Raw genomic sequence first — 25,313 nt, forward strand, 5'->3', positions numbered from 1 at the left:
GACTGTGACGCGGGGGCTGAAACTCAGATATAGACGAGGCTTATTCGTCGGCTGCGGCCTCTTCGGCGGCAACGCGGGCTTTGTCGGCCGCGCCTTTGGCGTCGACGTCACGATCAACGAATTCGATGATCGCCATCGGTGCCATGTCGCCATAGCGGAAGCCAGCTTTCAGGATGCGGACGTATCCACCCTGACGCTCTGCATAGCGGGGGCCCAGAACCTCGAACAGCTTTGCGACGTCTTTGTCTTCTTTCAGCTGTGCTGCCGCCTGACGACGGGCGTGCAGGTCGCCGCGCTTGCCCAGAGTGATCAGTTTTTCGATGATCGGGCGTAGTTCTTTTGCCTTCGGCAGAGTTGTTTTGATTTGCTCATGCTCGATGAGCGAACCAGCCATGTTTGCAAACAGAGCCTTGCGGTGCTCATGAGTACGGTTCAGGCGGCGGTAACCACGTGCGTGACGCATTTTTCAATTCCTTATTTCGCGTTTTGCTTTGTCTGGCCGGCGATGCGTGTCACCGGCTCTCCTTGGGGCGGAAGTGCCCATATGGTCCCCGGCAGCCCGGGCATTTGTGAAGACGCGCTTAGAACGCGTCTTCGAATTTCTTGGCCAGATCTTCGATGTTGTCGGGCGGCCAGTCCTCGACATCCATGCCGAGGTGCAGACCCATACCGGACAGCACTTCCTTGATCTCGTTCAGCGACTTGCGGCCGAAGTTCGGAGTGCGCAGCATCTCGGCTTCGGTCTTCTGAATCAGATCGCCGATGTAAACGATGTTGTCGTTCTTCAGGCAGTTTGCCGAACGGACCGACAGTTCCAGCTCGTCCACTTTCTTCAGCAGCAGCGGGTTGAACTCCAGACCATCGTCTTCGTCCTGGCGGCCAGCCGATTCCGGCTCGTCGAAGTTGACGAAGATTGACAGCTGATCCTGCAGGATGCGTGCAGCAAATGCCAGCGCGTCTTCCGGCGTGATCGAACCGTCGGTGTCGATCTTCAGGGTCAGCTTGTCATAGTCCAGAACCTGACCTTCACGGGTCGGCTGAACGTCATAGGCAACCTTTTTAACCGGCGAATAGATCGCGTCGATCGGGATCAGGCCGATGGGTGCGTCTTCGGGCTTGTTCTTCTCAGCCGAGACGTAACCTTTGCCGGTGTTGACGGTCAGTTCCATGAACAGGTCAGCGCCATCGTCCAGGTGGCAGATGACGTGATCACGGTTCAGAACCTCGATACCGGCGCTTTCGCTGATGTCGCCTGCGGTGACAACTGCGGGGCCTTTGGCATTGATCGACAGGCGCTTGGGTCCTTCGACTTCCATGCGCAACGAAACGCCTTTGAGGTTCAGGATGATGTCGGTGACGTCTTCACGCACACCGGCAACCGAGCTGAACTCGTGCAGGACGTTGTCGATCTGAACACTGGTGATGGCCGCACCTTGCAGGCTGCTCATCAGAACGCGGCGTAGCGCGTTGCCCAGGGTCAGGCCAAAGCCGCGTTCCAGCGGCTCGGCAACCAGTGTTGCCTGACGTGCAGGGTCGTTGCCCGGCTTGCCGTCAAGCTGGGTCGGCTTGATCAATTCTGCCCAATTCTTATGGATCATGTAATCCCTCCATTCCTGTCCGCGCCCCATGACCAACAAGGTGCAGACGCCCGAGGTTCAAAATGACGTGCTGGGGCCGTGCTAAAACACAGCCCCAGCCTAATTCAAAATCGCTTAGACGCGACGACGCTTCGGCGGACGGCAGCCGTTGTGAGCAATCGGTGTCACGTCGCGGATCGACGTGATGTTGAAGCCCACGGCAGCCAGCGCACGCAGAGCCGATTCACGACCCGAACCGGGGCCCTGAACTTCGACTTCGAGCGTCTTGACGCCATGTTCCTGCGCCTTCTTGCCTGCGTCTTCTGCAGCCATCTGAGCCGCATAAGGAGTCGATTTCCGCGACCCTTTGAAGCCCATGGTACCGGCAGACGACCACGAGATGGCGTTGCCCTGTACGTCCGAGATCAGGATCTTGGTGTTGTTGAAGGTCGAGTTCACATGGGCAACGCCCGATGCGATGTTCTTGCGCTCTTTGCGCTTTACGCGAGTCTTGTCACGTGCCATCGGTCAGACCCTCCCTTATTTCTTCTTACCGGCAATGGCCTTTGCGGGGCCTTTGCGGGTACGAGCATTGGTGTGGGTACGCTGACCGCGAACCGGCAGGTTGCGGCGGTGACGCAGACCGCGATAGCAGCCCAGGTCCATCAGACGCTTGACGTTCATCTGAACTTCACGACGCAGGTCACCTTCGACGGTGAAGTTTGCATCGATGTGCTCGCGGATGGCCAGAACTTCGGCGTCGGACAGTTCGTTGACGCGACGGTGCGCTTCAATGCCCACGGCTTCGCAGATTGCTTTGGCCGAGGTGTTTCCGATACCGGTGATATATGTGAGGGCGATTGGTACCCGCTTTGCAGTCGGGATGTTTACGCCGGCAATACGTGCCACGTGTCACTTTCCTTTTTGTTGCGGTTCCGTAGCTCCGGAACCTTTTTTCACAACACTTGACCGTGGCAGTGACGCCAGAGGGTCCAGTATTATTCGAGGTGGTCGGGGCAATCGGGACGAATCCCGCATGCGGTCTTGATTCCCTTTAGGGATGGGGGTCGATATGGGCTTTTGGCAGCGCCGTCAAGCCCATATTCATATCAGCCAAGAACAGCCTCAATCGACGCGGTGACTTCCTTGATATCCGCCAGCCCATTCACCGGGCGCAGATCGCCTTTGGCGTAGTAATAGCCGATCAGCGGTGAGGTCTTCTTGTAGTATTCCATCAACCGCGTGCGCAGGCTGTCTTCGTTGTCGTCGGCGCGACGAACGAAGTCATTTTCCTTGCCGCAATTGGTGCATTTGCCATCTGCCGGGATCGGCTTGGTATTGTCGTTATAGACCTCACCACATCCGCCGCAGGTTGACCGCGCCGTGATCCGGCCCACCAGCGCGTCATCGTCCACACGCATCTCGATCACTGTATGCAGCGACTGGCCCAGCTTGGTCAGCAAAGCCGATAGGGCATCGGCCTGTGCCAGCGTGCGGGGGAAGCCGTCAAAGATGAAACCCGCACCTTTTTCGGTGGTCAGTTTCTCTTCGATCAAGCCGATCACGATCTCGTCTGTGACCAGCTTGCCCGCGTCCATGATCGCAGCAACCTTCTGGCCCATCTCCGTGCCCGAGGTTTTGGCCTCGCGCAGCATGTCTCCGGTGCTCAATTGCACCATACCGCGGGTTTCAACCAGGTGACGCGCCTGCGTGCCCTTGCCTGCCCCCGGGGGACCGAGAAGTATGATGTTCATCGACGAGCAGCTCCCTTTCTGCCGCGTTTCTTGCTTTTGCCGCGCAGTTGGGACTTTTCAATCAGCCCTTCGTATTGATGCGCCAACAGATGGCTCTGAACCTGCTGAATCGTGTCCATGGTCACAGAGACGATAATCAGAACCGAGGTGCCGCCGAAATAGAACGGAATAGCAAACTGGCCCCGCAGGATTTCAGGCAGCAGACAGACGGCCGCCAGATAAGCCGAGCCCAGAACGAGCACGCGGTTGACCACGTATTCCAGATACTCGGAAGTTTTCTTGCCTGGACGGATACCCGGCACAAAACCATTCTGCTTTTTCAGGTTGTCCGCCACATCGTCCGGTTTGAACGACACGTTAAACGTATAGAAATAGGCGAAGAATACGATCATCGACGCGAAGAATAGCAGGTACAGCGGCTGTCCGGGGCCAAAGTTGGCCAGCAGCCACGACATGACCGGGCCATTAGTGGCGCCCGACGAGAAGGTCGAGATCGTCACCGGCAGCAGCAGCAGCGAGCTTGCAAAGATCGCAGGGATGACGCCCGCCGGGTTCACTTTGACCGGCAGGTGGCTGGAGCCGCCTTCATAGACTTTCATACCCGCCTGACGGCGCGGGTACTGGATATGGATCTTGCGCAGGGCCCGCTCCATGAACACCACAAAGGTGATCACGGCGATGACCATGATGATCACACCCACGATCACGGCGGGGCTGATTGCACCGCTGCGGCCCGAAGCGAAGAACTGCGCCAGAGCGGCGGGAACCTCGGCAATAATGCCAACGAAGATGATCAGAGAGATACCGTTACCGATGCCGCGTGCGGTGATCTGCTCGCCCAGCCACATCAGGAACATGGTGCCGCCGACCAAAGTGATCATGGTCGACATACGGAAGAACATGCCCGGATCGGTCGCAAGATCGCCCGATTCCAACGAAACCGCCAGACCATAAGCCTGAACGGTGGCCAGAGCCACGGTACCGAAACGGGTGTATTGGTTGATCTTCTTGCGCCCTTGCTCGCCCTCTTTCTTGAGTTGCTCAAGCGCGGGAACCATCGATGTCAGCAGCTGCACGATGATCGAGGCCGAGATGTAGGGCATGATGCCGAGGGCAAAGATACCCATCCGCCCCAGCGCCCCGCCGGTGAACATCGAAACCATGCCGCCGATGCCCTGCCCCGCTTGCTCCATGAACTCGCGCAGGGCCTGCCCGTCGATACCTGGGACCGGAATGAAGGTGCCCAGACGATAGACGATCAACAAACCCAGCGTGAACAGGATGCGGTTGCGCAGATCGGTGGCCTTGCCCAAAGCAGCCCAGCTTGTGTTGGCTGCCATTTGTTCTGCTGCTGATACCATAAATCGGTCTCTCTTATGCAAACACCGCCCGGAACCGTTTTCCGGCTCGGGCGGCGTCTTGGAAAACTCTGAGGTCTATGTAAGCGGGTCTGCGCCCGCTCACAAGCGCTTACTCTGCCGCAGCAGCTTTTGTGACCGTAAGTGAGCCGCCCGCTTTCTCAACCGCTTCAACAGCAGCTTTCGAAGCACCGGTGACTTCCAGGTTCACTTTGGCGCTGATCTCGCCTTTCGCCAGAACGCGGACACCGTCCAGCTTGCGACGGACCAGACCGGATGCAACCAGCGCGTCCTCGGTGATCGCAGCTTTGGCATCCAGCTTGCCGGCGTCGACGAATTTCTGGATCAGGCCCAGATTGATAACGGCGAATTCCTTGCGGTTCGGCTTGTTGAAGCCACGCTTAGGCAGACGCTGATACAGCGGCATCTGGCCGCCTTCGTAGCCATTGATGGCCACACCCGAACGGGATTTCTGGCCTTTGATACCACGGCCACCCATTTTACCTTTGCCGGAACCGGGGCCACGGCCAACGCGAGTGCGTTTCGGTGCGGCGCCAGGATTGTCGCGCAATTCGTTCAGTTTCATTTCGCTTCTCCTAAGCCGGATGTGACCCCCGAAGCGTGATGGGCCAAACACGGCATTTCTTGGTTTTGATTCTCGTGGACGGAAATCCACCGGAGCGCTCTACAGCGTTGCGGCTGCGGTTGCAAGGTTTGTTACATCACAACTGCAAAACCAAAAGAGGCGCCGGATTGGCGCCTCTTCAACGGTGAGTGGTTGGGGTGTTACGAGCAATAAGCGTGATCGCGTGCGATATCCGCGATGTCGCAGCGGCGAACGCCGATATCGTCCAGCTCGCGATTGGTCAGACTTTGCAATTCGCGATAGGTGCGGCTGTATTGTGCAGCGCGTGCGCGGTTTTCTTTCACGCTCTCAACAAAGTTCGCAATACGCGCGCTCAGGTTGAAACCGCCATGTGTCAGTGTAGCTGTATGTGCCATATCTATAATCCTTTCGAATGTCGGGGCGCATTCCCCGATGTCACTTGATTTGTTCCTTCATTGGACAGGCGTGAGATAGGCGCAGACGATAACGCTAACAACGCGTGTTTCGGTCTAGCCGGTATGCGTTTTGTGAATGGCAATACAGGGTCCACCTGCTACTCTGAATGCACCGAGTGTCCGCTCAGCAGGCAAAGCCGCTGTTTGATTTCGCGGTATACGAGACTAAGCTGCGGCGACGGATTCGGGTAGTTACACACAAATTCAATCAAGCACAGATGCTCCTCGCGGAAACAAAAACGAGATTGACAGCAAGCATATGAGAATGGTCGCATAAGTTATAGTCTGATTAGCAGGGAATATAGCCATGAAAATTCCTTTCAGTGCGACCTTATTTATTTGGCTTTGTATGTCATCTACCTCTGCGTGGGCACAAGAAACCGCCGAGGGTGGGCAAGTTGGTGAAATGACCATCTCGGAGGCCGACATGCATGCCCCTGCATCAGATGCGTTTTCGCCTTATGCGGGACGTGACTTTCCAACTAGACCTCTTTGGGGCGACACCCACTTGCATACATCGCTCTCACTTGACGCGCGTGCGTTTGGTGTACTTCTTTCGCCTTCAGACGCGTTTCGGTTTGCACGTGGAGAAGAAGTAACTACTTCTCACGGCCTACGGGCGAAGTTGTCTCGCCCGCTCGATTGGCTCGTTGTTTCAGACCATTCAGACGCGATGGGGGCGATGAACGAGATCGTCGCGGGGAACGCAACTTTGATGGGCGACCCAACTTTACGCGATTGGAACGACAGGTTGAACCAAGGAGGCAATGTGGCCCTTGGAGCGACAATGGAGGTTATCGAAACTTTCGCCGGAATTACCGGTGAAGCTTTGCCAGAGGCTATTGCGGACCGTCGTTTTGTACAGTCGGTTTGGGATGACTTTACGGAAACTGCAGATGCCTATGATCAACCGGGATCGTTCACAGCGTTTATCGGCTACGAATGGACGTCGACAGAGGGTGGTAACAACTTGCACCGTAATGTCATCTATAGGGACGACAAAATTCGGGCGCGGCAAATGTTGCCGTTTACGACTGCCGAGACTTTCAATCCTGAAGATCTGTGGGATTGGATGGAAAGATACGAAGAAACGACAGGCGGGCGCGTCCTTGCATTGGCGCACAACGGAAATGTTTCCAATGGTTTGATGTTTCCTGTCGAGACAAACCCCGATACCGGCGAACCGCTCACAGGAGATTACGCGGAAAGACGCGCCAAATGGGAGCCACTGTATGAGATTACTCAGATCAAAGGCGACGGCGAGGCCCACCCGTTCCTGAGCCCAAATGACGAGTTTGCAGATTACGAAACATGGGACGTCGCAAACCTTGGCCCTGTCCCCAAAGAAGACTGGATGTTGCAGTACGAGTATGCTCGCGAGGCTTTAAAAAATGGATTGAAGCTTGAGACGCAGCTTGGGACCAACCCTTACAAGTTCGGTGTCGTGGGATCCACAGACAGTCACACGGCCTTGGCGACAGCCCAGGAAGATAACTTTTTTGGTAAGCACTCAGGCGTGGAACCTGAGCCTGGGCGCTGGCAGCATGTTGTCGGCGAGTTTGAAGCGACCAGAATTCTGGGCTGGCAGATGGCTGCCTCTGGTTATGCGGCGGTTTGGGCCAAGGAAAATACGCGAGCATCTATTTTCGACGCAATGGAACGCAAGGAAGTATATGGCACAACGGGTAGTCGGATCACGGTACGTTTCTTCGGGGGATGGGATTTCGAAGAACACGATGCTCAATCGCGGCTTCCTGCGGAGATTGGGTATGGCAAAGGCGTACCGATGGGGGCAGATCTACCGGAAGCGCCCGGTGATGCCTTTGCGCCGAATTTTCTCGTCGCTGCACTCAAGGATCCGTACTCGGGTAATCTGGATCGTATTCAGATAGTCAAGGGCTGGCTAACAGAAGCCGGTGAGACACAAGAAAAGGTTTTTGATGTCGTCTGGTCCGGCGATCGGGATATCGGTGCCGATGGCAAGCTACCGCCTGTCGGCAATACCGTGGACGTCGAAACCGGCACGTTCACGAATTCAATCGGATCGCCGGAATTGATAACCGTCTGGTCTGATCCCGAGTTTGATCCGGGACAAAAAGCCTTTTACTACGCGCGCGTGCTGGAAATCCCCACGCCGCGATGGACGGTTTACGAAGCTATTCGGTTCGGCGACGAACTACCTGAAGAAGTACCTACATCCACACAAGAACGGGCTTATACTTCGCCCATTTGGTACACTCCGGAGGGGTAACACTTCACCGCAAACGCGCTCATGTTTTATAGCTGCGTTGGGCTCGCAGCAGACAAACATAATCGCAAACACGAAAAAAGGCCCCCGAGTTTTCGAGGGCCTTTCAATTCTCAAAAAAAGACTGCGCTTAGCCGCGCTCTTCGATGATCTCAACCAGATGCGGGATCTTGTTGACCATGCCGCGGACCGAAGGAGTGTCCTCCAGCTCGCGGGTGCGGTTCATCTTGTTCAGGCCCAGGCCGATCAGGGTTGCGCGCTGTTCGGCGGGGCGGCGGATCGGGGAACCGATCTGCTTGACGACGATGGTTTTTGCCATTGTTCGCTCTCCTTACGCTTCTGCTTCGGCAGCAGCCGGTGCTTCGTCCCGCTTGGGCAGGATGTCGGCGACCTTTTTACCGCGACGTGCGGCAACCGAACGCGGGCTCTGCTCTTTTTGCAGGCCGTTGATGGTGGCACGGATCATGTTGTACGGGTTCTGCGAGCCCAGCGACTTGGAAACAACGTCCTTAACGCCCAGCATTTCGAACACAGCACGCATCGGACCACCGGCGATGATACCAGTACCTTCAGGTGCGGTGCGCATAACCACTTTACCGGCGCCGTGACGGCCCTCGATGTCGTGGTGCAGAGTACGACCTTCACGCAGTTGCACGCGGATCATCTGACGCTTGGCTTGCTCAGTTGCCTTACGGATGGCCTCAGGTACTTCTTTCGCTTTACCTTTGCCAAAGCCGACGCGGCCTTTCTGATCGCCGACAACCACCAGAGCGGCGAAGCCAAAGCGCTTACCACCTTTTACGGTTTTCGACACGCGGTTGATTGCGACCAAACGATCTGCAAATTCCGGCGCTTCTTCACGATCGCGGCCACGGCCCCGACGGTTTTCACGTTCTGCCATTTGGCATCCCTTTTCTCATGTGGCGCTTCTCGGCGCCGTTTGTTCAATCCAAGTGAGCCCCGACTGCTGCCGAGGCCCCCGGATCATCGGGGCAGCCGCGAAGCTGCCCGCAAGTCTTAGATCTTCAGACCACCTTCACGCGCAGCGTCGGCCAGAGCCTTCACTTTGCCGTGGAACAGGAAGCCGCCACGATCGAAATAGGCCTCTTCGACGCCTGCCTTCTTGGCACGCTCGGCGATGGCCGCGCCCACTTTCGTGGCCGCTTCGACGTTGTTCTTGCCCACAACGCCCAGATCCTTTTCCAGGGTCGAGGCTGCGGCCAGGGTCACGCCACGTACGTCGTCGATCAGCTGAACAGAGATGTTCTTGTTCGAACGGTGTACGGACAGACGCGGACGACCCGCGTTGACCTTGCGAAGTTTGTTCCGAACGCGCAGGCGGCGCTTCAGAAACAGGGTTCTTTTGCTGTTTGCCATTGTTTGCGTCCTTACTTCTTCTTGCCTTCTTTGCGGAAGATGAACTCGCCCTTGTAGCGGATGCCCTTGCCTTTGTACGGCTCGGGACGGCGCCATTCGCGGATTTTGGCCGCGACTTCGCCCACCTGCTGCTGGTCGATACCTTCCACAACGATCTCGGTCTGCTTCGGCGCGGTGATGGTGACACCTTCCGGAGCAGTGAAATCAACATCGTGGCTGTAACCCAGGTTCAGCTTCAGGGTGTTGCCCTGCATCTGTGCCCGGTAACCAACACCCTGGATCTCCAGCTCTTTTTTGAAGCCGTTGGTCACGCCTTCAACAAGATTGGCAACCATAGTGCGGCTCATGCCCCACTGCTGGCGCGCGCGCTTGGACATCCCACGAGGGTTGATCTGCACAACGTTGTCTTCGACCGACAGCGTTACGTCATCGGTTGCGGTGAAGCTACGGGTGCCTTTCGGACCCTTCACTTCGATGGTCTGACCCGACACAGAGGCGGAAACGCCGCTGGGCAGCTCGACCGGTTTTTTACCAATACGAGACATTGCAGACCTCCTTAGAAGACGGTGCAGAGCACTTCGCCGCCAACATTGTTGGAGCGAGCGTTTGCGTCCGACATCACACCTTTCGGAGTGCTGACAATCGACACGCCCAGACCCTGACGGACCTGCGGGATGTCATTGACGCCCATGTATACGCGACGACCGGGCTTCGAGACCCGCTTCAGTTCGCGAATAACAGGGGTGCCTTCGTAGTATTTCAGGCTGATTTCGATGGCCGGATGACCGTTTTCACCGGTCGTCGCTTCGTAGCCACGGATGTAACCTTCGTCCGCCAGCACGTCCAGAACCCAACCGCGCAGCTTGGAAGCCGGGGTGGAAACGGTGGACTTGCCGCGCATTTGCGCGTTGCGGATACGGGTGAGCATATCGCCGATAGGATCGTTCATATCTATGTCTCCCTTACCAGCTCGATTTCACCATGCCGGGGATCTGACCAGCAGAACCCAGCTCGCGCAGCGCGATACGGCTGACCTTCAGCTTACGGTAGTAAGCGTGGGGACGACCGGTCAGCTGACAACGGTTGTGCAGACGGGTAGCCGAGCTGTTGCGCGGCAGTTTCGCCAGTTTCAGACGCGCTTTGAAGCGCTCTTCCATCGGCTTGCTCTCGTCATTCGCGATTTCTTTCAGCTCGGCACGCTTCGCGGCATATTTGGCCACCAGGCGTTCGCGCTTCTTCTCGCGTTCGATCATTGCTTTTTTAGCCATGTCTCAATCCTCCCGGCGCTTACGCGTTGAACGGCATGTTGAATGCTTTCAACAATGCCTTTGCTTCAGCGTCGGTTTTCGCTGTGGTGGCAATTACGATATCCAGGCCCCAGACCTCGTCGACCTTGTCGAAGTCGATTTCCGGGAACACGATGTGCTCTTTCATGCCCATGGCAAAGTTGCCACGACCATCGAAAGACGGCTTCACACCGCGGAAGTCACGAACGCGAGGCATCGCGATAGTGATCAGACGATCCAGGAATTCGTACATCCGGTCACCGCGCAGGGTCACTTTCGCACCCAGCGGCATGTCTTCACGGACGCGGAAACCCGCGATCGACTTCTTCGCCTTGGTTGCAACGGCCTTCTGGCCAGCAATCGCAGTCAGATCCTCGACAGCAGCTTTCGCTTTTTTCGAGTCTTTGACGGCCTCAGCACCACAACCGATGTTCAGAACGATTTTTTCCAGCTTGGGCAGCTGCATGTCGTTCTTATAGCCGAACTCTTCTTTCAGAGCGGCACGGATGGTTTCGGCGTACTGAGCTTTCAGACGCGGGGTGTAGGTTGCGTTATCAAGCATCGATCACGTCCCCTGTGGTCTTGGCGAAGCGCACCTTCTTGTCGCCTTCCATGCGGAAGCCAACGCGGGTTGCTTTGCCGTTTTTGTCCAGCAGTGCCAGGTTCGACAGCTCGATCGGGTTTGCCTGAGGCAGGCGACCACCTTGCGAGGTTTGCGACTGACGGGTGTGGCGGATGGCGATGTTGATGCCATCGACAACAGCTTTACCGGCTTTAGGGTCAACCGAGGTGATAGTTCCCTCTTTGCCCTTGTCCTTGCCGGCCAGCACGACGACCTTGTCGCCTTTGCGGAGTTTAGCAGCCATGATTACAGCACCTCCGGAGCCAGCGAGATGATTTTCATGAAGTTCTTGCCACGCAGTTCGCGAACAACGGGGCCAAAGATACGGGTACCTACGGGCTCGTTGTTGTTGTTCAGGATGACGGCGGCGTTGCGATCAAAACGGATCGCGGTGCCGTCTTCGCGACGGACTTCCTTGGCGGTGCGTACGACGACGGCCTTGCGGACGTCCCCTTTCTTCACGCGGCCGCGCGGGATGGCTTCCTTCACCGAGACGACAATGATGTCGCCTACGGAGGCGTATTTACGCTTGGAACCACCCAGGACCTTGATGCACTGAACTCGGCGTGCGCCGGAGTTGTCAGCGACATCCAGATTGGTCTGCATCTGGATCATGTGGTTTCTCCCGACCTGTGGGGGCTGGTCTCGTTAAATCCCCCAGGGTTTCGACAAATGAAAAGTCCTGGGGGCTTACGCCTCCAGAACCTCCCAACGTTTCGTCTTCGATTTCGGCGCGCATTCGATGATGCGTACGGTGTCGCCGACCTTGAAGGCGTTCTTTTCATCGTGAGCCCGGTATTTCTTGGACTTACGGATGGTTTTCTTCAGAACCGGGTGCGTAAAGCGGCGCTCAACGGATACGGTTACGGTCTGTTCGTTGGCATCGCTGGTTACGGTGCCGGACAGGATACGCTTGGGCATCTGATTACTCCTCGGATGCCGCAGCAGCGGCCTTTTGGTTCAGAATGGTTTTGACGCGGGCAGCATTGCGGCGGGCCGCTTTGATACCGGCTGTGTTTTCCAGCTGACCGGTTGCCTGTTGAAAGCGCAGGTTAAAGCTTTCTTTCTTCAGGTTGGCCAGTTCCTCGCGGAGCTGGTCCGGGGTCTTGTCACGCAGTTCTTGGGCGTTCATCGCCTTTTTCCTTTGCTCAAAACACCAGAAGGCCCCCTTACAGGGTCACCTTTGACCTGGTGGATGAATGATAGACATACGAATCGCCCGACAACGCCGGGAGACCGTAGGATGCCGCCGTATAAGGGTTTGGGGGGTGGGTGGCAAGGGAAAGTTTCAAACCGTGTTCGGGCAGATGAAACTACCTGTTTCCAAATTACCGCCGCCCTCTGAAACCGGGCAGCAGATCACTACTGCGACCTTTCTGGATCCCGACAAACGCGGCCAAGTGCTCAGGCACCTTTCTCCTGCATTTTCCGAACCATTTTCAGGCGCGCGCGTCGCGGCAGCAACGGCATGACCCAACCCAGCACAAACGCGAGCGACTTATCGTTGATCACCGTGAGCTTCCCATCGATCATGGCGTCATAGCCGACTTTGGCCACGGCCTCAGCGGTCGCCCCTTTTTGGGCAACAAGCTTCGTGCCCTCAATATTTGCCGCAGCAGCAAATTCGGTCACGACATAGCCCGGCTCCAGCGCCGTCACAGTGACGCCCTTACCTTTCAGCTCCTCCGCGAGCGCCTGACTGAAACTCGAAACATAGGCCTTGGTGGCAAAATAGGTCGCCTGCAATGGACCCGGCATATGCGCCGCAGTCGAACTGACATTCAGTATCTTTCCGCCACCGCCACTGATCATATCCGTGCCGAACAGATGACACAGAGAGACAAGGGCTTCGACGTTCAGCCGGATCATATCCAGATCGTCCGAAAGGCGGCGATCCAAAAAAGCCCCATGCCCTCCGAATCCAGCATTGTTGATCAGGTAGTCGACCGTCAGGTCTTTGCACTTGACGGCCTCATAAAGTTTTTCCGCGCCTCCAACAGCACCCAGATCAAGCGGAATGGCTGTGACAGTAACATCGTGGGCTGCCTCAAGCTCTGATCTGAGGGCATCTAACGCATCTCCGCGTCGCGCACTGATGATCAGATTGCCGCCTCGCGACGCATGATAACGTGCCAATTCCCGACCAATTCCGGATGATGCGCCTGTGACGAGAGCTGTTTTGGTCATAGTATCCTCCGACGAAGTAACTGGAGCGCTTTCACCTTGACGCTTTAAGACGCTTCACTCCCATTTATAGTTGAAGCTAACAGAAATCCGCTCGTCCTCGGCCATATTCATCGGCACCTCGTGGCGCAGCCAGCTTTCCCACAGCAGGACGTCGCCCACCTGTGGCTTCATGTAGATGAAAGGCTGTAATTCCCGACGCCCGCCTTTCAGCCTCGTCGGGGCGGCCATCATACGGCCCGAACGCGGGTCTTCCAGTTTCAGTGCACTGGCCCCTTCCGGCATGGACACATAGGTCGTGCCCGAAATGACACTGTGAGGGTGCAGGTGACTGGCATGCATTCCGCCCTCGTGCAGGATATTGATCCACAGATCCTCAAGCTTCAACGCGCGGTCGTCCAGATCAAACTCCAAATCCTTGGCGAAAGCCGCGACGTGCTGATCCAGCACTTTGACAAGATCGGCAAATATCGGAAATCGCCAAGGCAAATCGGTCAGCGAAGCATAACTGGTGTAGCCGGGATATGCGTTCGCTTCACACCAGTCCTGCCCGGCCTCATCATCTTCAGCAATAACAAGGCATGAACTTTCCAATTCCTCCGCGTCGATCCTGGGATCGAATTCGGACAAGTTTGCGCGATAGAGACGGGTGACGAAGAGTGATTCAATCTGTGCCATGGGCTGGGCATACCCCAGCCCTCTCGGCAAGACCAGCCGCTTAGGTCTTGATGGGTCCTTTGCCACAGCGTGGTATCGGGCGACCTCCGTCGGCATAGGCGAGGCACAGCACGATCTCATCCGGTTTCGGCGCATCTGGGATGTTCAGCGTCATCGTGTCGAAATGATCGAACGACCACGGATTGTCCTTGTGCCCCAGCGGAAGATCAATCGCGCAACCCGGCGCGCCCAGCTTGGCGTTGGACGGTATCACCGCCTCACCTCCGCCCACCACAGCGCGCATGGGCGCACCGAGTTTGGGGTGGATCACCGCCCCGCCCTGCTCAAGATCGCCGTTCATGCCGACAAGCGCGGCTTTGCCGTACGAAACCGGCGGCCCATCAAGCTGAGAAACTGCCTCAGCGGCGAGTTCCGGGCCCAGAATGGCGCCGATCTCGAACAACTCTGAAAGATCGTCCGAGAAGTGCCCGGCCAAAGGGTTCTGCATCACCGCCATCGCTGCGACTCGACTGATCGGATCACAAGGTTGGCCCAACTGGTCGTTGGTTATGACTTCCTTAATGAGCATCTTTTTGCGTAGCTGAACCATAGGGCCCTCCCATTCCTGCAAGCTAGCCTAGTGGTGCGGCAGAGGGAGGTCGACGTTTTTCACGATCCACGAAGCACGGGCTGCCGAACCAAAAGAAAACCCCCGCCGGTTTCCCGACGAGGGTCATTCTTGTAACGAGTGGGATCAAAGCCCCAATCGCTTACCAGTCTTCGCGGACCACAACGCGGGTCTTGATCGGCAGCTTCATCGCGGCCAGGCGCAGGGCCTCGCGGGCGATGTCGTCATTGACGCCGTCAATTTCGAACATCACACGACCGGGCTTTACTTTCGCGGCCCAGAAGTCAACGGAGCCTTTACCTTTACCCATACGGACTTCGGTCGGCTTCGAGGTCACGGGAGTATCCGGGAAGATCCGGATCCAGACGCGGCCTTGACGTTTCATGTGACGGGTCATGGCACGACGTGCAGCTTCGATCTGACGCGCGGTGACGCGCTCGGGCTGCAGTGCTTTCAGACCGTAGGTGCCAAAGTTCAGATCGGAACCGCCTTTGGCGAGCCCCTTGATCCGGCCTTTGTGCATCTTGCGGAATTTAGTACGCTTTGGTTGAAGCATATCTTTCCCTCCTTAGCGACGACCGCCACCAGCACCACGAGGTGCAGGGCCGTCCTGGAGTTCCTGTGCTTTACGGTCACGTGCCTGCGGATCGTGCTCCATGATCTCACCTTTGAAGATCCAGACCTTGATCCCGATGATCCCGTAAGGAGTCATCGCTTCGGCATGTGCGTAATCGATGTCGGCACGCAGGGTGTGCAGAGGCACGCGGCCTTCGCGGTACCACTCGGTCCGTGCGATTTCGGCGCCGCCCAGACGACCAGCGACGTTCACCCGGATACCCAGGGCGCCCATGCGCATGGCGTTCTGAACCGAGCGCTTCATGGCGCGACGGAACGAAACACGACGTTCCAGCTGCTGAGCGATGGACTCGGCAACCAGCTGCGCGTCAAGCTCGGGCTTGCGCACTTCGACGATGTTCAGGTGCAGTTCGCTGTCGGTCATACGAGCAAGCTTTTTGCGCAGAACTTCAATGTCTGCACCTTTCTTGCCGATGATGACACCGGGACGTGCAGTGTGGATCGTAACGCGGCACTTCTTGTGCGGACGTTCGATGATCACACGGGCAACACCGGCCTGCTTGCACTCTTTGTTGATGAACTCACGGATCTTGAGGTCTTCCAGCAGAAGATCACCGTAGTCCTTGGTGTCGGCGTACCAGCGGCTGTCCCAGGTGCGGTTGACCTGAAGGCGCATGCCGATCGGATTGACTTTATGTCCCATTAGGCTTGCTCCTCAACTTGACGCACCTTGATGGTGATCTCCGAGAACGGCTTCATGATCTTGCCGAAACGGCCACGGGCACGCGGACGACCGCGCTTCATGACCAGGTTCTTGCCAACCCAGGCTTCGGCGACGATCAGTTCGTCGACATCCAGGTTGTGGTTGTTCTCGGCGTTGGCGATTGCAGACTGCAGGCACTTCTTGACGTCCTGCGCGACACGCTTGTTCGAGAAAGTCAGGTCAGTCAGAGCCTTCTCAACTTTCTTGCCACGGATCATCTGCGCAACCAGGTTCAGTTTCTGCGGGCTAGTACGGAGCATGCGCGTTTTCGCCATTGCTTCGTTTTCAGCCACGCGGCGGGGGTTCTTTTCCTTGCCCATGACTTACTTCCGCTTCGCTTTTTTGTCAGCGGCGTGACCGTAATAGGTACGAGTCGGAGAGTATTCACCGAACTTCTGACCGATCATGTCTTCCGAGACGTTGACGGGGATATGCTTATGGCCGTTGTACACACCAAAGGTCAGACCCACGAACTGGGGCAGAATGGTGGAACGACGCGACCAAATCTTGATGACTTCGTTGCGGCCCGACTCGCGCGCTGCTTCGGCTTTTTTCAGCACGTAAGCATCGACGAAAGGACCCTTCCAAACAGAGCGAGACATAGATTAACGTCCCTTCTTCTTGGCGTGCCGCGAGCGGATGATCAGCTTCTGGGACGCTTTGTTCTTGTTGCGGGTACGCTTACCCTTGGTGTCCTTACCCCACGGAGTAACCGGCGTACGGCCACCCGAGGTACGACCTTCACCACCACCGTGCGGGTGGTCGATCGGGTTCATTGCAACACCACGAACCGACGGACGAACGCCCTTGTGGCGCATACGACCGGCTTTACCGAGGTTTTGGTTGCTGTTGTCGGGGTTGGACACGGCACCAACGGTGGCCATGCATTCCTGACGGACCATGCGCAGCTCGCCCGAGCTCAGACGGATCTGAGCGTAGCCGCCATCGCGACCAACGAACTGAGCGTAAGTACCGGCCGCACGTGCGATCTGACCGCCTTTACCAGGCTTCATCTCGATGTTGTGGACGATGGTACCAATGGGCATGCCCGAGAAGGGCATTGCGTTGCCCGGCTTGATGTCGGCCTTGGCGGATGCCACGACTTTGTCACCAACAGCCAGACGCTGCGGAGCCAGGATATATGCCTGCTCGCCGTCTTCGTATTTTACCAGTGCGATGAATGCGGTCCGGTTCGGGTCATATTCGATCCGCTCGACGGTTGCCGCGACATCAAATTTGTTCCGTTTGAAGTCAACGATCCGGTAGAGACGCTTTGCGCCACCGCCGCGGCGGCGTGAAGTGATCCGTCCGGTGTTGTTCCGGCCGCCCGATTTGGTCAAACCCTCTGTGAGAGACTTGACCGGACGTCCTTTCCAAAGCTCCGAACGGTCGATCAGCACCAGCCCGCGCTGGCCCGGCGTCGTCGGCTTGTACGACTTGAGTGCCATGCTTTCTGTCTTCCGTTTAGCAAGTGCAGGGATTTCCCCGCTATGTGATAGGCCCCCGTAGGTGCCAAGGGTATAGGGCCCCGAAGGTCCCCGGTTACAAATATCAGAGGCCCCGGAACGAATCCGAGGCCGCAAGATTGGGAGCGTGTAGCAGTGTTGGGGATGGGTGTCTATAGGGTGCGGCCCAAGATTCTTATGGAGACCAAAGAAAAAGTCACCGCAGCATTTGCCCCAGGTTTCAATTTCGCAAGTCGCGCGATCAGTGGGTATTACTTATTCGGCCGGAAGAACTCAGGTAACTTGCCACTCACTGATACAATGCGCGAACCTCGGCGAAGGACAACAGGCGGCGGTGTTTTTCGTCCCACAGGTGCAACCGCGCGTTGGCAATGCTCTCACGAATGGTCATCCTGTTGCTGTTTGCCAACTCGTCGTGATCGCGCAGCACTTCGGTCAGGCGGTAGAACGGAATGCGGCTGTACAGATGGTGCACGTGGTGGATGCCGATATTGGCACTGAACCACTGTAGCACCGGCGGCAGAATATAATGCGAGCTTCCGTGCAGGGCCGCCTCGTGCAACTGCCAATCCTTGTCCGATTCCCAATGCGTTTCTTCGAATTGGTGCTGAACATAAAACAGCCATACACCTGCAGTTGCCGCAATCAGGGTTGAGGGCAGAAAAATCAATAGGACCGGCATCAAGCCGCCATAGTAGTAGACAGCAAAAAGGGCGGTCAGAATAGCTATATTGGTACCCATCGCGCTGACCCAGAACCGAGCGCTACCAGTTAAACCCAAGGGCAGACGGTTTTGGAGCAGGAACAAATAGCCGGGACCAAGTACGAACAGTGTGACCGGATTGCGGTAAACGCGATACCAGAACCGGTTCATGGGAGACTTGGATTGGTACTCAGCCACTGTCAGCGTGTGGATATCCCCCATTCCCCGCTTGTCCAAGTTACCCGAACTGTTGTGATGGTAAGAATGAGTGCGGCGCCAGACATCATAGGGTGTAAGGGTCAGCACCCCGATCACCCGTCCAACCCAGTCGCTGACTGTCCGGTTCTTGAAGAACGCCCCGTGCCCGCAATCGTGTTGGATCGCAAACAGGCGCAGCAGGAAGGCCGCATTCAGGACCGCAATGGCAAATGCCAGCCAGTAGCTGATGGATAATGCCATCCAGGACAGCGCCCAAAGCACAAAGAATGGGATAATGCTGACACCCAGCTCAAAGGAACTGCGCCATTGATTAGGTTCGCGGTATTTGGCAAGCGTCGAAACCCAATCCCGCGCGGCAGTTCTATCCGGGTTTTCCCGGGTCGAGAGAGAGGTTTCGGTCATGCGCCTGCCATGTCTTTTGCTTGTTGGAAGCCGGATAGACTACCCGCGCGACATAGCAAGCGAATTGTGCAAAATATGAGAGTTTAGTGCTCAAATTTTTGTGTCGCCGCGTAAGAACAACCCCCATGAGCACGCCACTTACCTCTCCCCAAAGACGCGTCCAATCACGGACCGCCGGATATATCGATGTGTGGTCTCTCTTCCAGGGTTGCACGTGCTTCTGACGCGTTTCTGATGAGTCAACGCAACTCTTACCCCAACGACCGCCTTCTGCAGAGCGGCTCAGACTCTACCGCGATACGTTGCTTGAGTTTGATATGACCCAAAACCTCGCGAAATGCGCGGTGCTTGGGTTTCCCTTCCAGATAATCCGCCAGTTTGAGCAGGTTGATAGGGTGCTTCGTAATTAACGCCTCGATCCGCTGCACCGCTTCGTCCAGCACGTAGTGATCCACGTACTGGCAGGCCACCTGTGTGGGCGTAAGGAGACAGTAATCCTGCGGACGTTTCTCAGTATAGCGCGTGATGTCGAAGGGCGACGCACCGAGGGCGTGGAACTTGGGGATGTGCACACGCATCTCGGCCTCGACGTGTTCCAACACCGTACCCGAGGTCTGGCGAAACCCCAGCGGACCAAGCTTATCGACCACATGATTGCGCATCGCCGGAGAGATCATGTCCACATCCGCCCGGTCGTATTTCAGATCGTCGAAAACCGACAAAAGCCCCAGCTTTTCATCGGCGATCTGAAAATAGGGCTCGGCGCTGAAAGCCCGCATCTTCTCCAACACCTGCGCACGGGCAGTTTCAGGGTCTGAAACGAAATCGGCCCCGGCGGGTTGAACCGCCGGGGCCGTGAATAGTCGCAGTAAGCGTCGGATCAAAGACCGGTGCTCACGTCGATGGTGTTCCCCTCTTCCAGGGTCACATATGCTTTTTTGACGTCTTTGCGACGGCCCAGCTGGCCGCGGAACCGCTTGACCTTGCCTTTGGTCACGGTGGTGTTCACCGCTTTGACCTTCACACCAAACAGAGCCTCAACGGCCTCTTTGATTTGCGGCTTGTTGCTATCGATCGCCACTTCAAAGACAACCGCGCCGTTTTCGGACGCCATGGTCGACTTTTCGGTGATGACCGGCTTGCGGATCACGTCGTAGTGTTCTGCCTTCGCGCTCATTTCAGACGAGCCTCCAGTGCTTCGACAGCCGCTTTGGTGAGCACCAGAGTGTCACGCTTGAGGATGTCATAGACGTTTGCGCCCATCGACGGCAGGATATCCAGACCTTCGATGTTCTTGGACGCTTTCAGGAACCCTTCGTTCACGGTCGCGCCATCGATGACCAGAGCGCGTTTCCAGCCCAGGTTTGCAACCTGTTTGGCCAGAGCGGCGGTCTTGCCTTCGGCTTCGGCGTTCTCGATTACGACCAGTTCACCTGCCTTGGCTTTTGCCGACAGAGCGTGGCGCAGGCCAAGCTTGCGGAACTTCTTCGGCAGGTCGTGGCCGTGCGAACGCACGACGGGGCCTTTGTAGATACCACCACCACGGAAGATCGGTGCGTTACGGTCACCATGGCGTGCGCCACCGGTGCCCTTCTGGCGATAGATCTTCTTGGTCGAGTAGCTGGTTTCCGAGCGGGTCTTGACCTTGTGGGTGCCGGCCTGCGCGTTGTTGCGCTGCCAACGGACCACACGGTGCAGGATGTCCGCGCGCGGCTCGAGGCCGAACAGGTCCGCATCCAGCTCGATGTTGCCGGCTTTGCCGCCGTCCAGTTTGATTACATCAAGTTTCATGCTTCACCACCTTCCGCGGGGGCTTCTTCCGCAGGTGCTTCGGTTGCAGCCGATTTCACAGCAGCCGGGAAAGGCAGGCCTTCCGGTGCTTTCTTCTTGACGGCGTCCTTGACGGTGACCCAGCCCGATTTCGGTCCGGGAACGGCGCCTTTGATGAAGACCAGGTTCCGGTCGGCGTCGGTTTTGACGACTTCCAGGTTCTGGGTGGTTACACGGGCAGCGCCCATGTGACCGGCCATCTTCTTGCCTTTGAACACCTTGCCCGGGTCCTGACACTGACCGGTCGAACCGTGCGAACGGTGGCTGATCGAAACACCGTGCGAGGCGCGAAGACCGCCAAAGTTCCAGCGCTTCATTGCACCGGCAAAGCCTTTACCGATCGAGGTGCCCGAAACGTCAACTTTCTGACCTTTCAGGAAGTGTTCTGCCGAAATCTCGGCGCCCACATCAATCAGGCCATCTTCGGAGACGCGGAACTCGGCCAGCTTACGCTTGGGCTCGACCTTGGCAGCGGCATAGTGACCGCGCATGGCCTTCGAGGTGCGTTTTGCTTTGGCAGCACCGGCGCCCAGCTGAACGGCAGTGTAGCCGTCTTTGTCAGCGGTGCGCTGTGCAACAACCTGCAGGTTGTCCAGGTGAAGAACGGTCACAGGGATCTGCTTGCCGTCTTCCATGAACAGGCGGGTCATGCCAACTTTTTTTGCGATAATACCAGAGCGCATAATCTATACCCTCCGATCTTACGACTGCAGCTTGATCTCGACATCCACACCAGCAGCGAGGTCGAGCTTCATCAGCGCGTCAACGGTCTGGGGGGTCGGATCAACGATGTCCAAGAGACGCTTGTGCGTACGGATCTCGAACTGGTCGCGGGATTTCTTGTCAACGTGAGGGCCACGGAGAACCGTGAACTTCTCGATCTTGTTCGGCAGCGGGATCGGGCCGCGCACGTTCGCGCCGGTCCGCTTGGCAGTGTTGACGATCTCTTGCGTGCTGGCATCCAGAACGCGATAGTCAAATGCCTTCAGCCGAATACGGATGTTTTGGCTTTGCATAGATATAGCCTTTTATCAGGCGTTGAGGTTGAGAGGAGGACAGACGCGCATCGCCAACCCTCATCGAACCCAAAAGGCGGGAATCACCCCGCCTTGATGTTCTTGCTGAGAACTCGCGCGTATTAGTGGGGTTGGTGGGGTTTGGCAAGGGCAATTCTACTGTCTCCAATAAATAGACTGTCACACCTGAAGAAATTCCAATACTTCATTGCTTCGAAGAGTTATCAGCTGCTGAACAAAATCATCGGGTACTTTTCTACCTGTAGCCTGCTCAGTTTCGTTCACTCCTACCATTCTCAAAAGACGTTTAACTTTGCGCTCTTTTTTGGGGCTGTTCCAAGTCTTGTGAATACCATTTGCTGGGCTCGATACACCAGCGCTCAAAAATTGTAGAAGTGCAGTTTTCAGGTAGCTCTCGATTGGAACATGTCGAAGCAAATACTGATCGTAATGTTCAACTGCTTCGTGAACCATTCGGATTATCGATGCTGCCTCTTTAAAGGTTGGAGGTGAACCAGCTTTGAAATGAGAAACAAATTCTTCAATTTTCAAGCCACTATACTCACTTGAAAACGTTTTTGAGTTACCCAAAAGTAGTCTGGCTGTGCGCTTATCCAACGAAGGCGTTGAAAGGCTGTGAACCCGTCTATTTCGCCAATCAATGGCAACTGAAAGTGCCGCTTTTTGGTGGCGCGGCAAAGGAGCAAGTCGTTCGTCGAAAACTTCAAGCCGCCTCGCTACGCTTTGGCCAGTCGCATTCATTTTAGTTAGAAAATCAGATTCTGAAAGCGCGCACGGTTTGCGAACAGTCGTCATCATATATGTATCAAACGCGTCAATTGCGCGAACCAAGGCAAGGTCTAAGACGAACTCTCTACTTCGATCCGCTGATCGCGGGACAGATTGTGGATTCCAGCTTGTGTGGAACTCTTTCTCAATACCCGCACGGCCCGATCTAACTCCGTTCAAACCGACCAAAATTGTGATCAGGAAATGGTTAGCTTGACCCAGCATTTCTTTGAACGCCCGCCGCGCCAGTGTTCTGTTCAGTTCGTACATAGCGTTCTCGCGAAAAACATGATGCCGCGTGCGACTCGAACGCACCCGTCCACTTTAAAGGAGCATTTAGAGCTACTTGAAGGCGGGGCTCAACCCTGAGCTTACGGCAACTCTCTCTTGAGTAGATCATCAAAATGTTCTTAGCAATGTAAAAAAGGCCGCCCCAAGGGACGGCCTTCTTTAGTTCACCGATGTGCCGGGCTGAAGCCCGGCCTACCGTGACTACTCGACGATTTTCGACACGACGCTGGCGCCGACGGAGCGGCTGCCTTCGCGGATAGCGCAGCGCAGGCCGTTTTCCATCGCGATCGGCGCGATCAGCTTAACGGTGAAGCTAACGCTGTCGCCGGATAAAACCAATTCGGTGACGTCTCAGTTCCCAAAACCCACAGGCTAGTTCCTAACAAGCCACGGGGCTTCAACCTTCATGCCTTGATAGACCGCGTGCATGAAAAGGTGTGCAATCACAGGGTCATTTGAAAATGGCGAGAATTGCAGATTTCCCTCTCTGACATCGCCTTCCGCTTCATAGACCACCTCGTCGCCTTTAATCGTTACACGCACTTCAAGCTCCGCCAGTGTTTCCGGATCGACGGCAGTAGGATCGTCCGACAAAATCACAAAGTCCGCGACTTTTCCAACTTCGATAGACCCCTTCTCGTCTTCTTCAAAATGCTGCCAGGCGGGCCAGATTGTCATGGCTTTCAAGGCGGTCATAACGTCGACTCTTTGATGGGGGCCCAAAATGTCACCAGACCGTGTGCGGCGGGTTACCGTCGCGGCGAGAACACGCATGCTGTTCGGAAAGGCGACCGGCGCATCGTGATGCGTGCCGAACATCATGCCACGCTCGTGCAGCCATCCTGTAGGCGAAATATTTTCCGCATTTATCGGCCCGACAGTATGATCCCGGTGCCAATCGCCCCAATAGAACGTATGCATCGGAAAGAGCGACGGAAACACACCAAGGCGCTTAAGGCTTGCGACCTGATCCTCTCGAAGGAACTGACCGTGAATCAGAACGGGGCGGTTGCCGGGATCGCCATACTTGATCTGTGCCTCTTCTAGTGCAGCAATCAGCATGTCAGATGCCCCTTCACCGTTGGAATGCACGAGGATTTGGAAATCGTTGTCGTAACACCAATTCACCGCGTCCTGGAGTTGCTCAATCGTGATGGCTGCGTATCCTGCGTAGCCGGCAGCATAGTTCCCAACCGGATCATAATAGGGTCGATCCCTTAAAGCGGTGAAACCTTGCGGCGAGCCATCAATTGTAAGTTTACAGCCCCCGACCCGAACCCTGTTTTCGTAGCTTTTCGAAGTGTTCGCACCAATAAACTCTTTCGACTCAAGAACATCCGGGAAGGCTACTACATCGATTGGAAGAGCTTCTTCCGCAGCAACTTTCCTGAGAACCTCGACAATCTGACCTGATGATCGGCCTTCCTGCCCGGTCGTATATCCAAACTTTGCCCAAAGGTCGGTTCCAGCTCGGGCAAATGCTGCCAGACCCTCTTCACCCAGATTTCCCAGCAAGGGAACGAGAACCGAAAAGAACGCGTATTCTTCCAGAACACCGTTTGGCTCTCCGGCCTCATCGCGTTGGATCACCCCGCCCGGAGGTGCTTCGGAAGCCGCCGTTATACCAGCCAATTCCAAAGCTTTCGAGTTTGCGACACCTATATGCCCAGACTGATGAATAATGACGACCGGCAAGTCCTCAGACACAATGTCCAGCTCTTGTCGTGTTGGGTGACGGAGTTCCCTTAATTGAGCATTGTCGTAACCAAAGCCGATGATCATTTTGACCTGCTCAACGGCTTGCGCATTCTCCTCGGCCCAGTCAGTCAGCGTGGATTGCAGACTGGCGATATCAATGACATCCCCGTCCGGTGGCGCAAGAAGGTTAGCGGACAGGGCCTGCAAGCCGCCCATGACGACATGTCCGTGGCTATCAACGAAACCCGGAAGCATCGCGCGCCCTTCCAGATCATAAGTTTCGGTTTCCTCACCCTGATGCGCCGACAAGTCAGATAGCGACCCAACCGCAAGAATGCGCCCGTCTTTGACTGCGACAGCTTCGGCGGACGGAGCCGTATCGTTCATCGTTACAATTGGCCCGCCCAAATAGATCCGATCCGCAATCTGTTGTGAGGACGCAGAGGTAGATGAGAAAGCAATTGCTGCGACAAGACAAACTGAACGCGCCCAAAAGTGCATCTTATGACCTCTTTCTAATTGCAATGTCTCAATACGAAAGAAGTTAGCATTACTGTTGGCTTAGGCAAAAACGAAAAAGGGCGCCCCGAGGGACGCCCTTTCTTTGTATATTCGCTTACGCGAATTACTCGATGATTTTCGAGACGACGCCGGCGCCGACGGTGCGGCCGCCTTCGCGGATGGCGAAACGCAGGCCGTCTTCCATCGCGATGGGCGCGATCAGCTCGACGGTGAAGCCGACGTTGTCGCCGGGCATAACCATCTCGGTGCCCGCCGCCAGGGTCACGGTGCCGGTCACGTCAGTTG

37 protein-coding genes and 1 pseudogene are annotated in these 25,313 nt (G+C 56.3%); 1 reads left to right on the forward strand and 37 read right to left on the reverse strand.

The window, feature by feature from the left end:
• Positions 1–40 precede the first annotated feature (40 nt).
• From rplQ to ACR0AH_RS18830, 8 genes are all read right to left on the reverse strand, one after another.
• Positions 41–463, reverse strand: a complete 423-nt coding sequence (rplQ, locus tag ACR0AH_RS18795; RefSeq protein ID WP_170819038.1) for a 50S ribosomal protein L17 — start codon at positions 461–463, stop codon at positions 41–43.
• 118 nt (positions 464–581) lie between these two features.
• Positions 582–1,598 (reverse strand): DNA-directed RNA polymerase subunit alpha, encoded by a 1,017-nt coding sequence (locus ACR0AH_RS18800; RefSeq protein WP_010437127.1) that lies wholly within the window; start codon positions 1,596–1,598, stop codon positions 582–584.
• A gap of 114 nt (positions 1,599–1,712) precedes the next feature.
• On the reverse strand, positions 1,713–2,102 hold the full coding sequence (gene rpsK, locus ACR0AH_RS18805) for a 30S ribosomal protein S11 (protein ID WP_008757289.1): 390 nt from the start codon (positions 2,100–2,102) through the stop codon (positions 1,713–1,715).
• Positions 2,103–2,117: 15 nt separating this feature from the next.
• Complete coding sequence (gene rpsM / locus ACR0AH_RS18810; RefSeq protein WP_008757392.1) at positions 2,118–2,486, reverse strand: 30S ribosomal protein S13; 369 nt, start codon at positions 2,484–2,486, stop codon at positions 2,118–2,120.
• Positions 2,487–2,686: 200 nt separating this feature from the next.
• Entirely contained in the window at positions 2,687–3,331 is a 645-nt protein-coding gene (locus ACR0AH_RS18815) for an adenylate kinase (RefSeq protein ID WP_480593231.1), read from the reverse strand.
• Positions 3,328–4,692: a preprotein translocase subunit SecY gene (secY, locus tag ACR0AH_RS18820; protein ID WP_480593233.1), complete on the reverse strand. Its 1,365-nt coding sequence runs from the start codon at positions 4,690–4,692 to the stop codon at positions 3,328–3,330. Before secY ends, ACR0AH_RS18815 begins: the two co-directional genes overlap by 4 nt.
• 109 nt (positions 4,693–4,801) lie before the next feature.
• On the reverse strand, positions 4,802–5,275 hold the full coding sequence (rplO, locus tag ACR0AH_RS18825) for a 50S ribosomal protein L15 (protein WP_170592313.1): 474 nt from the start codon (positions 5,273–5,275) through the stop codon (positions 4,802–4,804).
• Between the two features lie 200 nt (positions 5,276–5,475).
• Positions 5,476–5,691, reverse strand: a complete 216-nt coding sequence (locus tag ACR0AH_RS18830; RefSeq protein WP_170567427.1) for a DUF1127 domain-containing protein — start codon at positions 5,689–5,691, stop codon at positions 5,476–5,478.
• 409 nt (positions 5,692–6,100) lie between these two features.
• Between ACR0AH_RS18830 and ACR0AH_RS18835 the strand changes: the two genes are divergently transcribed.
• Positions 6,101–8,002: a DUF3604 domain-containing protein gene (locus ACR0AH_RS18835; RefSeq protein ID WP_480593235.1), complete on the forward strand. Its 1,902-nt coding sequence runs from the start codon at positions 6,101–6,103 to the stop codon at positions 8,000–8,002.
• A 127-nt stretch (positions 8,003–8,129) separates the two neighbouring features.
• On the opposite strand, the gene rpmD is transcribed toward ACR0AH_RS18835, so the two are convergent.
• The 29 genes and pseudogenes from rpmD to ACR0AH_RS18980 all read right to left on the reverse strand — a co-directional run.
• The gene (rpmD, locus tag ACR0AH_RS18840; protein ID WP_039538297.1) at positions 8,130–8,318 is read right to left on the reverse strand and encodes a 50S ribosomal protein L30; all 189 of its coding nucleotides are present in this window, start codon (positions 8,316–8,318) and stop codon (positions 8,130–8,132) included.
• 12 nt (positions 8,319–8,330) lie between these two features.
• Entirely contained in the window at positions 8,331–8,900 is a 570-nt protein-coding gene (rpsE, locus tag ACR0AH_RS18845) for a 30S ribosomal protein S5 (protein WP_155148691.1), read from the reverse strand.
• Between the two features lie 116 nt (positions 8,901–9,016).
• Positions 9,017–9,376: a 50S ribosomal protein L18 gene (gene rplR, locus ACR0AH_RS18850; RefSeq protein ID WP_170392895.1), complete on the reverse strand. Its 360-nt coding sequence runs from the start codon at positions 9,374–9,376 to the stop codon at positions 9,017–9,019.
• A gap of 11 nt (positions 9,377–9,387) precedes the next feature.
• Positions 9,388–9,921, reverse strand: a complete 534-nt coding sequence (rplF, locus tag ACR0AH_RS18855) for a 50S ribosomal protein L6 (protein ID WP_010437101.1) — start codon at positions 9,919–9,921, stop codon at positions 9,388–9,390.
• A gap of 11 nt (positions 9,922–9,932) precedes the next feature.
• Positions 9,933–10,325, reverse strand: a complete 393-nt coding sequence (gene rpsH, locus ACR0AH_RS18860; RefSeq protein WP_010437099.1) for a 30S ribosomal protein S8 — start codon at positions 10,323–10,325, stop codon at positions 9,933–9,935.
• 13 nt (positions 10,326–10,338) lie between these two features.
• Positions 10,339–10,644, reverse strand: a complete 306-nt coding sequence (rpsN, locus tag ACR0AH_RS18865; RefSeq protein ID WP_010437098.1) for a 30S ribosomal protein S14 — start codon at positions 10,642–10,644, stop codon at positions 10,339–10,341.
• Between the two features lie 19 nt (positions 10,645–10,663).
• Positions 10,664–11,224, reverse strand: a complete 561-nt coding sequence (rplE, locus tag ACR0AH_RS18870; protein ID WP_170392897.1) for a 50S ribosomal protein L5 — start codon at positions 11,222–11,224, stop codon at positions 10,664–10,666.
• Positions 11,217–11,528, reverse strand: coding sequence for a 50S ribosomal protein L24 (gene rplX, locus ACR0AH_RS18875; protein ID WP_010437096.1), 312 nt, complete (start codon positions 11,526–11,528; stop codon positions 11,217–11,219). Before rplX ends, rplE begins: the two co-directional genes overlap by 8 nt.
• Positions 11,529–11,530: 2 nt before the next feature.
• Positions 11,531–11,899, reverse strand: coding sequence for a 50S ribosomal protein L14 (rplN, locus tag ACR0AH_RS18880; protein WP_008757934.1), 369 nt, complete (start codon positions 11,897–11,899; stop codon positions 11,531–11,533).
• Between the two features lie 75 nt (positions 11,900–11,974).
• Entirely contained in the window at positions 11,975–12,205 is a 231-nt protein-coding gene (rpsQ, locus tag ACR0AH_RS18885; RefSeq protein WP_008757253.1) for a 30S ribosomal protein S17, read from the reverse strand.
• Between the two features lie 4 nt (positions 12,206–12,209).
• On the reverse strand, positions 12,210–12,416 hold the full coding sequence (gene rpmC / locus ACR0AH_RS18890; RefSeq protein ID WP_039538276.1) for a 50S ribosomal protein L29: 207 nt from the start codon (positions 12,414–12,416) through the stop codon (positions 12,210–12,212).
• Positions 12,417–12,688: 272 nt separating this feature from the next.
• The gene (locus ACR0AH_RS18895; RefSeq protein ID WP_480593237.1) at positions 12,689–13,471 is read right to left on the reverse strand and encodes an SDR family NAD(P)-dependent oxidoreductase; all 783 of its coding nucleotides are present in this window, start codon (positions 13,469–13,471) and stop codon (positions 12,689–12,691) included.
• A 54-nt stretch (positions 13,472–13,525) separates the two neighbouring features.
• The gene (locus tag ACR0AH_RS18900) at positions 13,526–14,146 is read right to left on the reverse strand and encodes a 2OG-Fe(II) oxygenase family protein (protein ID WP_480593239.1); all 621 of its coding nucleotides are present in this window, start codon (positions 14,144–14,146) and stop codon (positions 13,526–13,528) included.
• Between the two features lie 40 nt (positions 14,147–14,186).
• A complete protein-coding gene (locus tag ACR0AH_RS18905; RefSeq protein WP_170733972.1) occupies positions 14,187–14,735 on the reverse strand; it encodes an amino acid synthesis family protein in 549 nt (182 codons plus the stop codon).
• A gap of 160 nt (positions 14,736–14,895) precedes the next feature.
• The gene (rplP, locus tag ACR0AH_RS18910; protein WP_039538270.1) at positions 14,896–15,309 is read right to left on the reverse strand and encodes a 50S ribosomal protein L16; all 414 of its coding nucleotides are present in this window, start codon (positions 15,307–15,309) and stop codon (positions 14,896–14,898) included.
• Between the two features lie 12 nt (positions 15,310–15,321).
• Complete coding sequence (gene rpsC / locus ACR0AH_RS18915) at positions 15,322–16,032, reverse strand: 30S ribosomal protein S3 (protein ID WP_008758042.1); 711 nt, start codon at positions 16,030–16,032, stop codon at positions 15,322–15,324.
• Positions 16,032–16,412, reverse strand: a complete 381-nt coding sequence (rplV, locus tag ACR0AH_RS18920; protein WP_039538267.1) for a 50S ribosomal protein L22 — start codon at positions 16,410–16,412, stop codon at positions 16,032–16,034. The genes rpsC and rplV overlap by 1 nt, the downstream gene beginning before the upstream one ends.
• A gap of 3 nt (positions 16,413–16,415) precedes the next feature.
• Complete coding sequence (gene rpsS, locus ACR0AH_RS18925; RefSeq protein WP_010437056.1) at positions 16,416–16,694, reverse strand: 30S ribosomal protein S19; 279 nt, start codon at positions 16,692–16,694, stop codon at positions 16,416–16,418.
• Positions 16,695–16,697: 3 nt separating this feature from the next.
• Positions 16,698–17,540 carry a 50S ribosomal protein L2 gene (gene rplB, locus ACR0AH_RS18930; RefSeq protein WP_008757664.1) on the reverse strand — a complete coding sequence of 281 codons (843 nt, stop codon included), beginning with the start codon at positions 17,538–17,540 and terminating at the stop codon, positions 16,698–16,700.
• 307 nt (positions 17,541–17,847) lie between these two features.
• A complete protein-coding gene (locus ACR0AH_RS18935) occupies positions 17,848–18,882 on the reverse strand; it encodes a fatty acid desaturase (RefSeq protein ID WP_480593240.1) in 1,035 nt (344 codons plus the stop codon).
• A gap of 251 nt (positions 18,883–19,133) precedes the next feature.
• Positions 19,134–19,766, reverse strand: coding sequence for a hypothetical protein (locus ACR0AH_RS18940; protein WP_170515965.1), 633 nt, complete (start codon positions 19,764–19,766; stop codon positions 19,134–19,136).
• Entirely contained in the window at positions 19,763–20,059 is a 297-nt protein-coding gene (locus ACR0AH_RS18945; RefSeq protein WP_010437040.1) for a 50S ribosomal protein L23, read from the reverse strand. The genes ACR0AH_RS18940 and ACR0AH_RS18945 overlap by 4 nt, the downstream gene beginning before the upstream one ends.
• Positions 20,056–20,673, reverse strand: a complete 618-nt coding sequence (gene rplD, locus ACR0AH_RS18950; protein ID WP_010437039.1) for a 50S ribosomal protein L4 — start codon at positions 20,671–20,673, stop codon at positions 20,056–20,058. Before rplD ends, ACR0AH_RS18945 begins: the two co-directional genes overlap by 4 nt.
• Positions 20,670–21,395, reverse strand: coding sequence for a 50S ribosomal protein L3 (gene rplC / locus ACR0AH_RS18955; protein WP_480593242.1), 726 nt, complete (start codon positions 21,393–21,395; stop codon positions 20,670–20,672). Before rplC ends, rplD begins: the two co-directional genes overlap by 4 nt.
• A gap of 18 nt (positions 21,396–21,413) precedes the next feature.
• The gene (gene rpsJ, locus ACR0AH_RS18960; protein WP_008756422.1) at positions 21,414–21,728 is read right to left on the reverse strand and encodes a 30S ribosomal protein S10; all 315 of its coding nucleotides are present in this window, start codon (positions 21,726–21,728) and stop codon (positions 21,414–21,416) included.
• Between the two features lie 180 nt (positions 21,729–21,908).
• Positions 21,909–22,787, reverse strand: a complete 879-nt coding sequence (locus ACR0AH_RS18965) for a hypothetical protein (RefSeq protein WP_480593244.1) — start codon at positions 22,785–22,787, stop codon at positions 21,909–21,911.
• A 222-nt stretch (positions 22,788–23,009) separates the two neighbouring features.
• A pseudogene (locus ACR0AH_RS18970) lies at positions 23,010–23,153 on the reverse strand (EF-Tu C-terminal domain-related protein); the annotation flags it as partial.
• Positions 23,154–23,180: 27 nt separating this feature from the next.
• Entirely contained in the window at positions 23,181–24,893 is a 1,713-nt protein-coding gene (locus ACR0AH_RS18975; RefSeq protein ID WP_480593246.1) for an amidohydrolase, read from the reverse strand.
• Positions 24,894–25,131: 238 nt separating this feature from the next.
• Positions 25,132–25,313 (reverse strand): EF-Tu C-terminal domain-related protein (locus tag ACR0AH_RS18980; protein ID WP_480459566.1); only part of this gene is annotated, 182 nt, incomplete at its 5' end.

The organism is Ruegeria sp. AM5 (assembly GCF_056540645.1).

Excerpts from the sequence above, each read along its gene's own strand:
- rpsN (WP_010437098.1), bottom strand. The coding sequence starts at position 10,644 with ATGGCTAAAAAAGCAATGATCGAACGCGAGAAGAAGCGCGAACGCCTG.
- rplR (WP_170392895.1), bottom strand. The coding sequence starts at position 9,376 with ATGGCAAACAGCAAAAGAACCCTGTTTCTGAAGCGCCGCCTGCGCGTT.
- rplC (WP_480593242.1), bottom strand. The coding sequence starts at position 21,395 with ATGCGCTCTGGTATTATCGCAAAAAAAGTTGGCATGACCCGCCTGTTC.
- rplE (WP_170392897.1), bottom strand. The coding sequence starts at position 11,224 with ATGCTTGATAACGCAACCTACACCCCGCGTCTGAAAGCTCAGTACGCC.
- rpmD (WP_039538297.1), bottom strand. The coding sequence starts at position 8,318 with ATGGCAAAAACCATCGTCGTCAAGCAGATCGGTTCCCCGATCCGCCGC.
- rpsQ (WP_008757253.1), bottom strand. The coding sequence starts at position 12,205 with ATGCCCAAGCGTATCCTGTCCGGCACCGTAACCAGCGATGCCAACGAA.
- rplX (WP_010437096.1), bottom strand. The coding sequence starts at position 11,528 with ATGGCTGCTAAACTCCGCAAAGGCGACAAGGTCGTCGTGCTGGCCGGC.
- rpsE (WP_155148691.1), bottom strand. The coding sequence starts at position 8,900 with ATGGCAGAACGTGAAAACCGTCGGGGCCGTGGCCGCGATCGTGAAGAA.
- rplV (WP_039538267.1), bottom strand. The coding sequence starts at position 16,412 with ATGGGCAAGGAAAAGAACCCCCGCCGCGTGGCTGAAAACGAAGCAATG.
- ACR0AH_RS18830 (WP_170567427.1), bottom strand. The coding sequence starts at position 5,691 with ATGGCACATACAGCTACACTGACACATGGCGGTTTCAACCTGAGCGCG.
- rplQ (WP_170819038.1), bottom strand. The coding sequence starts at position 463 with ATGCGTCACGCACGTGGTTACCGCCGCCTGAACCGTACTCATGAGCAC.
- secY (WP_480593233.1), bottom strand. The coding sequence starts at position 4,692 with ATGGTATCAGCAGCAGAACAAATGGCAGCCAACACAAGCTGGGCTGCT.
- rplO (WP_170592313.1), bottom strand. The coding sequence starts at position 5,275 with ATGAAACTGAACGAATTGCGCGACAATCCTGGCGCCGCACCGAAACGC.
- rpsC (WP_008758042.1), bottom strand. The coding sequence starts at position 16,032 with ATGGGACATAAAGTCAATCCGATCGGCATGCGCCTTCAGGTCAACCGC.
- ACR0AH_RS18905 (WP_170733972.1), bottom strand. The coding sequence starts at position 14,735 with ATGGTTCAGCTACGCAAAAAGATGCTCATTAAGGAAGTCATAACCAAC.
- rplD (WP_010437039.1), bottom strand. The coding sequence starts at position 20,673 with ATGAAACTTGATGTAATCAAACTGGACGGCGGCAAAGCCGGCAACATC.
- ACR0AH_RS18945 (WP_010437040.1), bottom strand. The coding sequence starts at position 20,059 with ATGAGCGCGAAGGCAGAACACTACGACGTGATCCGCAAGCCGGTCATC.
- rplF (WP_010437101.1), bottom strand. The coding sequence starts at position 9,921 with ATGTCTCGTATTGGTAAAAAACCGGTCGAGCTGCCCAGCGGCGTTTCC.
- rpsS (WP_010437056.1), bottom strand. The coding sequence starts at position 16,694 with ATGTCTCGCTCTGTTTGGAAGGGTCCTTTCGTCGATGCTTACGTGCTG.
- rpsK (WP_008757289.1), bottom strand. The coding sequence starts at position 2,102 with ATGGCACGTGACAAGACTCGCGTAAAGCGCAAAGAGCGCAAGAACATC.
- rpsJ (WP_008756422.1), bottom strand. The coding sequence starts at position 21,728 with ATGCAAAGCCAAAACATCCGTATTCGGCTGAAGGCATTTGACTATCGC.
- ACR0AH_RS18935 (WP_480593240.1), bottom strand. The coding sequence starts at position 18,882 with ATGACCGAAACCTCTCTCTCGACCCGGGAAAACCCGGATAGAACTGCC.
- ACR0AH_RS18975 (WP_480593246.1), bottom strand. The coding sequence starts at position 24,893 with ATGAACGATACGGCTCCGTCCGCCGAAGCTGTCGCAGTCAAAGACGGG.
- ACR0AH_RS18895 (WP_480593237.1), bottom strand. The coding sequence starts at position 13,471 with ATGACCAAAACAGCTCTCGTCACAGGCGCATCATCCGGAATTGGTCGG.
- ACR0AH_RS18800 (WP_010437127.1), bottom strand. The coding sequence starts at position 1,598 with ATGATCCATAAGAATTGGGCAGAATTGATCAAGCCGACCCAGCTTGAC.
- rplP (WP_039538270.1), bottom strand. The coding sequence starts at position 15,309 with ATGCTTCAACCAAAGCGTACTAAATTCCGCAAGATGCACAAAGGCCGG.
- rplN (WP_008757934.1), bottom strand. The coding sequence starts at position 11,899 with ATGATCCAGATGCAGACCAATCTGGATGTCGCTGACAACTCCGGCGCA.
- ACR0AH_RS18815 (WP_480593231.1), bottom strand. The coding sequence starts at position 3,331 with ATGAACATCATACTTCTCGGTCCCCCGGGGGCAGGCAAGGGCACGCAG.
- rpmC (WP_039538276.1), bottom strand. The coding sequence starts at position 12,416 with ATGAACGCCCAAGAACTGCGTGACAAGACCCCGGACCAGCTCCGCGAG.
- ACR0AH_RS18835 (WP_480593235.1), top strand. The coding sequence starts at position 6,101 with ATGTCATCTACCTCTGCGTGGGCACAAGAAACCGCCGAGGGTGGGCAA.
- ACR0AH_RS18900 (WP_480593239.1), bottom strand. The coding sequence starts at position 14,146 with ATGGCACAGATTGAATCACTCTTCGTCACCCGTCTCTATCGCGCAAAC.
- rpsH (WP_010437099.1), bottom strand. The coding sequence starts at position 10,325 with ATGAACGATCCTATCGGCGATATGCTCACCCGTATCCGCAACGCGCAA.
- ACR0AH_RS18965 (WP_480593244.1), bottom strand. The coding sequence starts at position 22,787 with ATGTACGAACTGAACAGAACACTGGCGCGGCGGGCGTTCAAAGAAATG.
- rplB (WP_008757664.1), bottom strand. The coding sequence starts at position 17,540 with ATGGCACTCAAGTCGTACAAGCCGACGACGCCGGGCCAGCGCGGGCTG.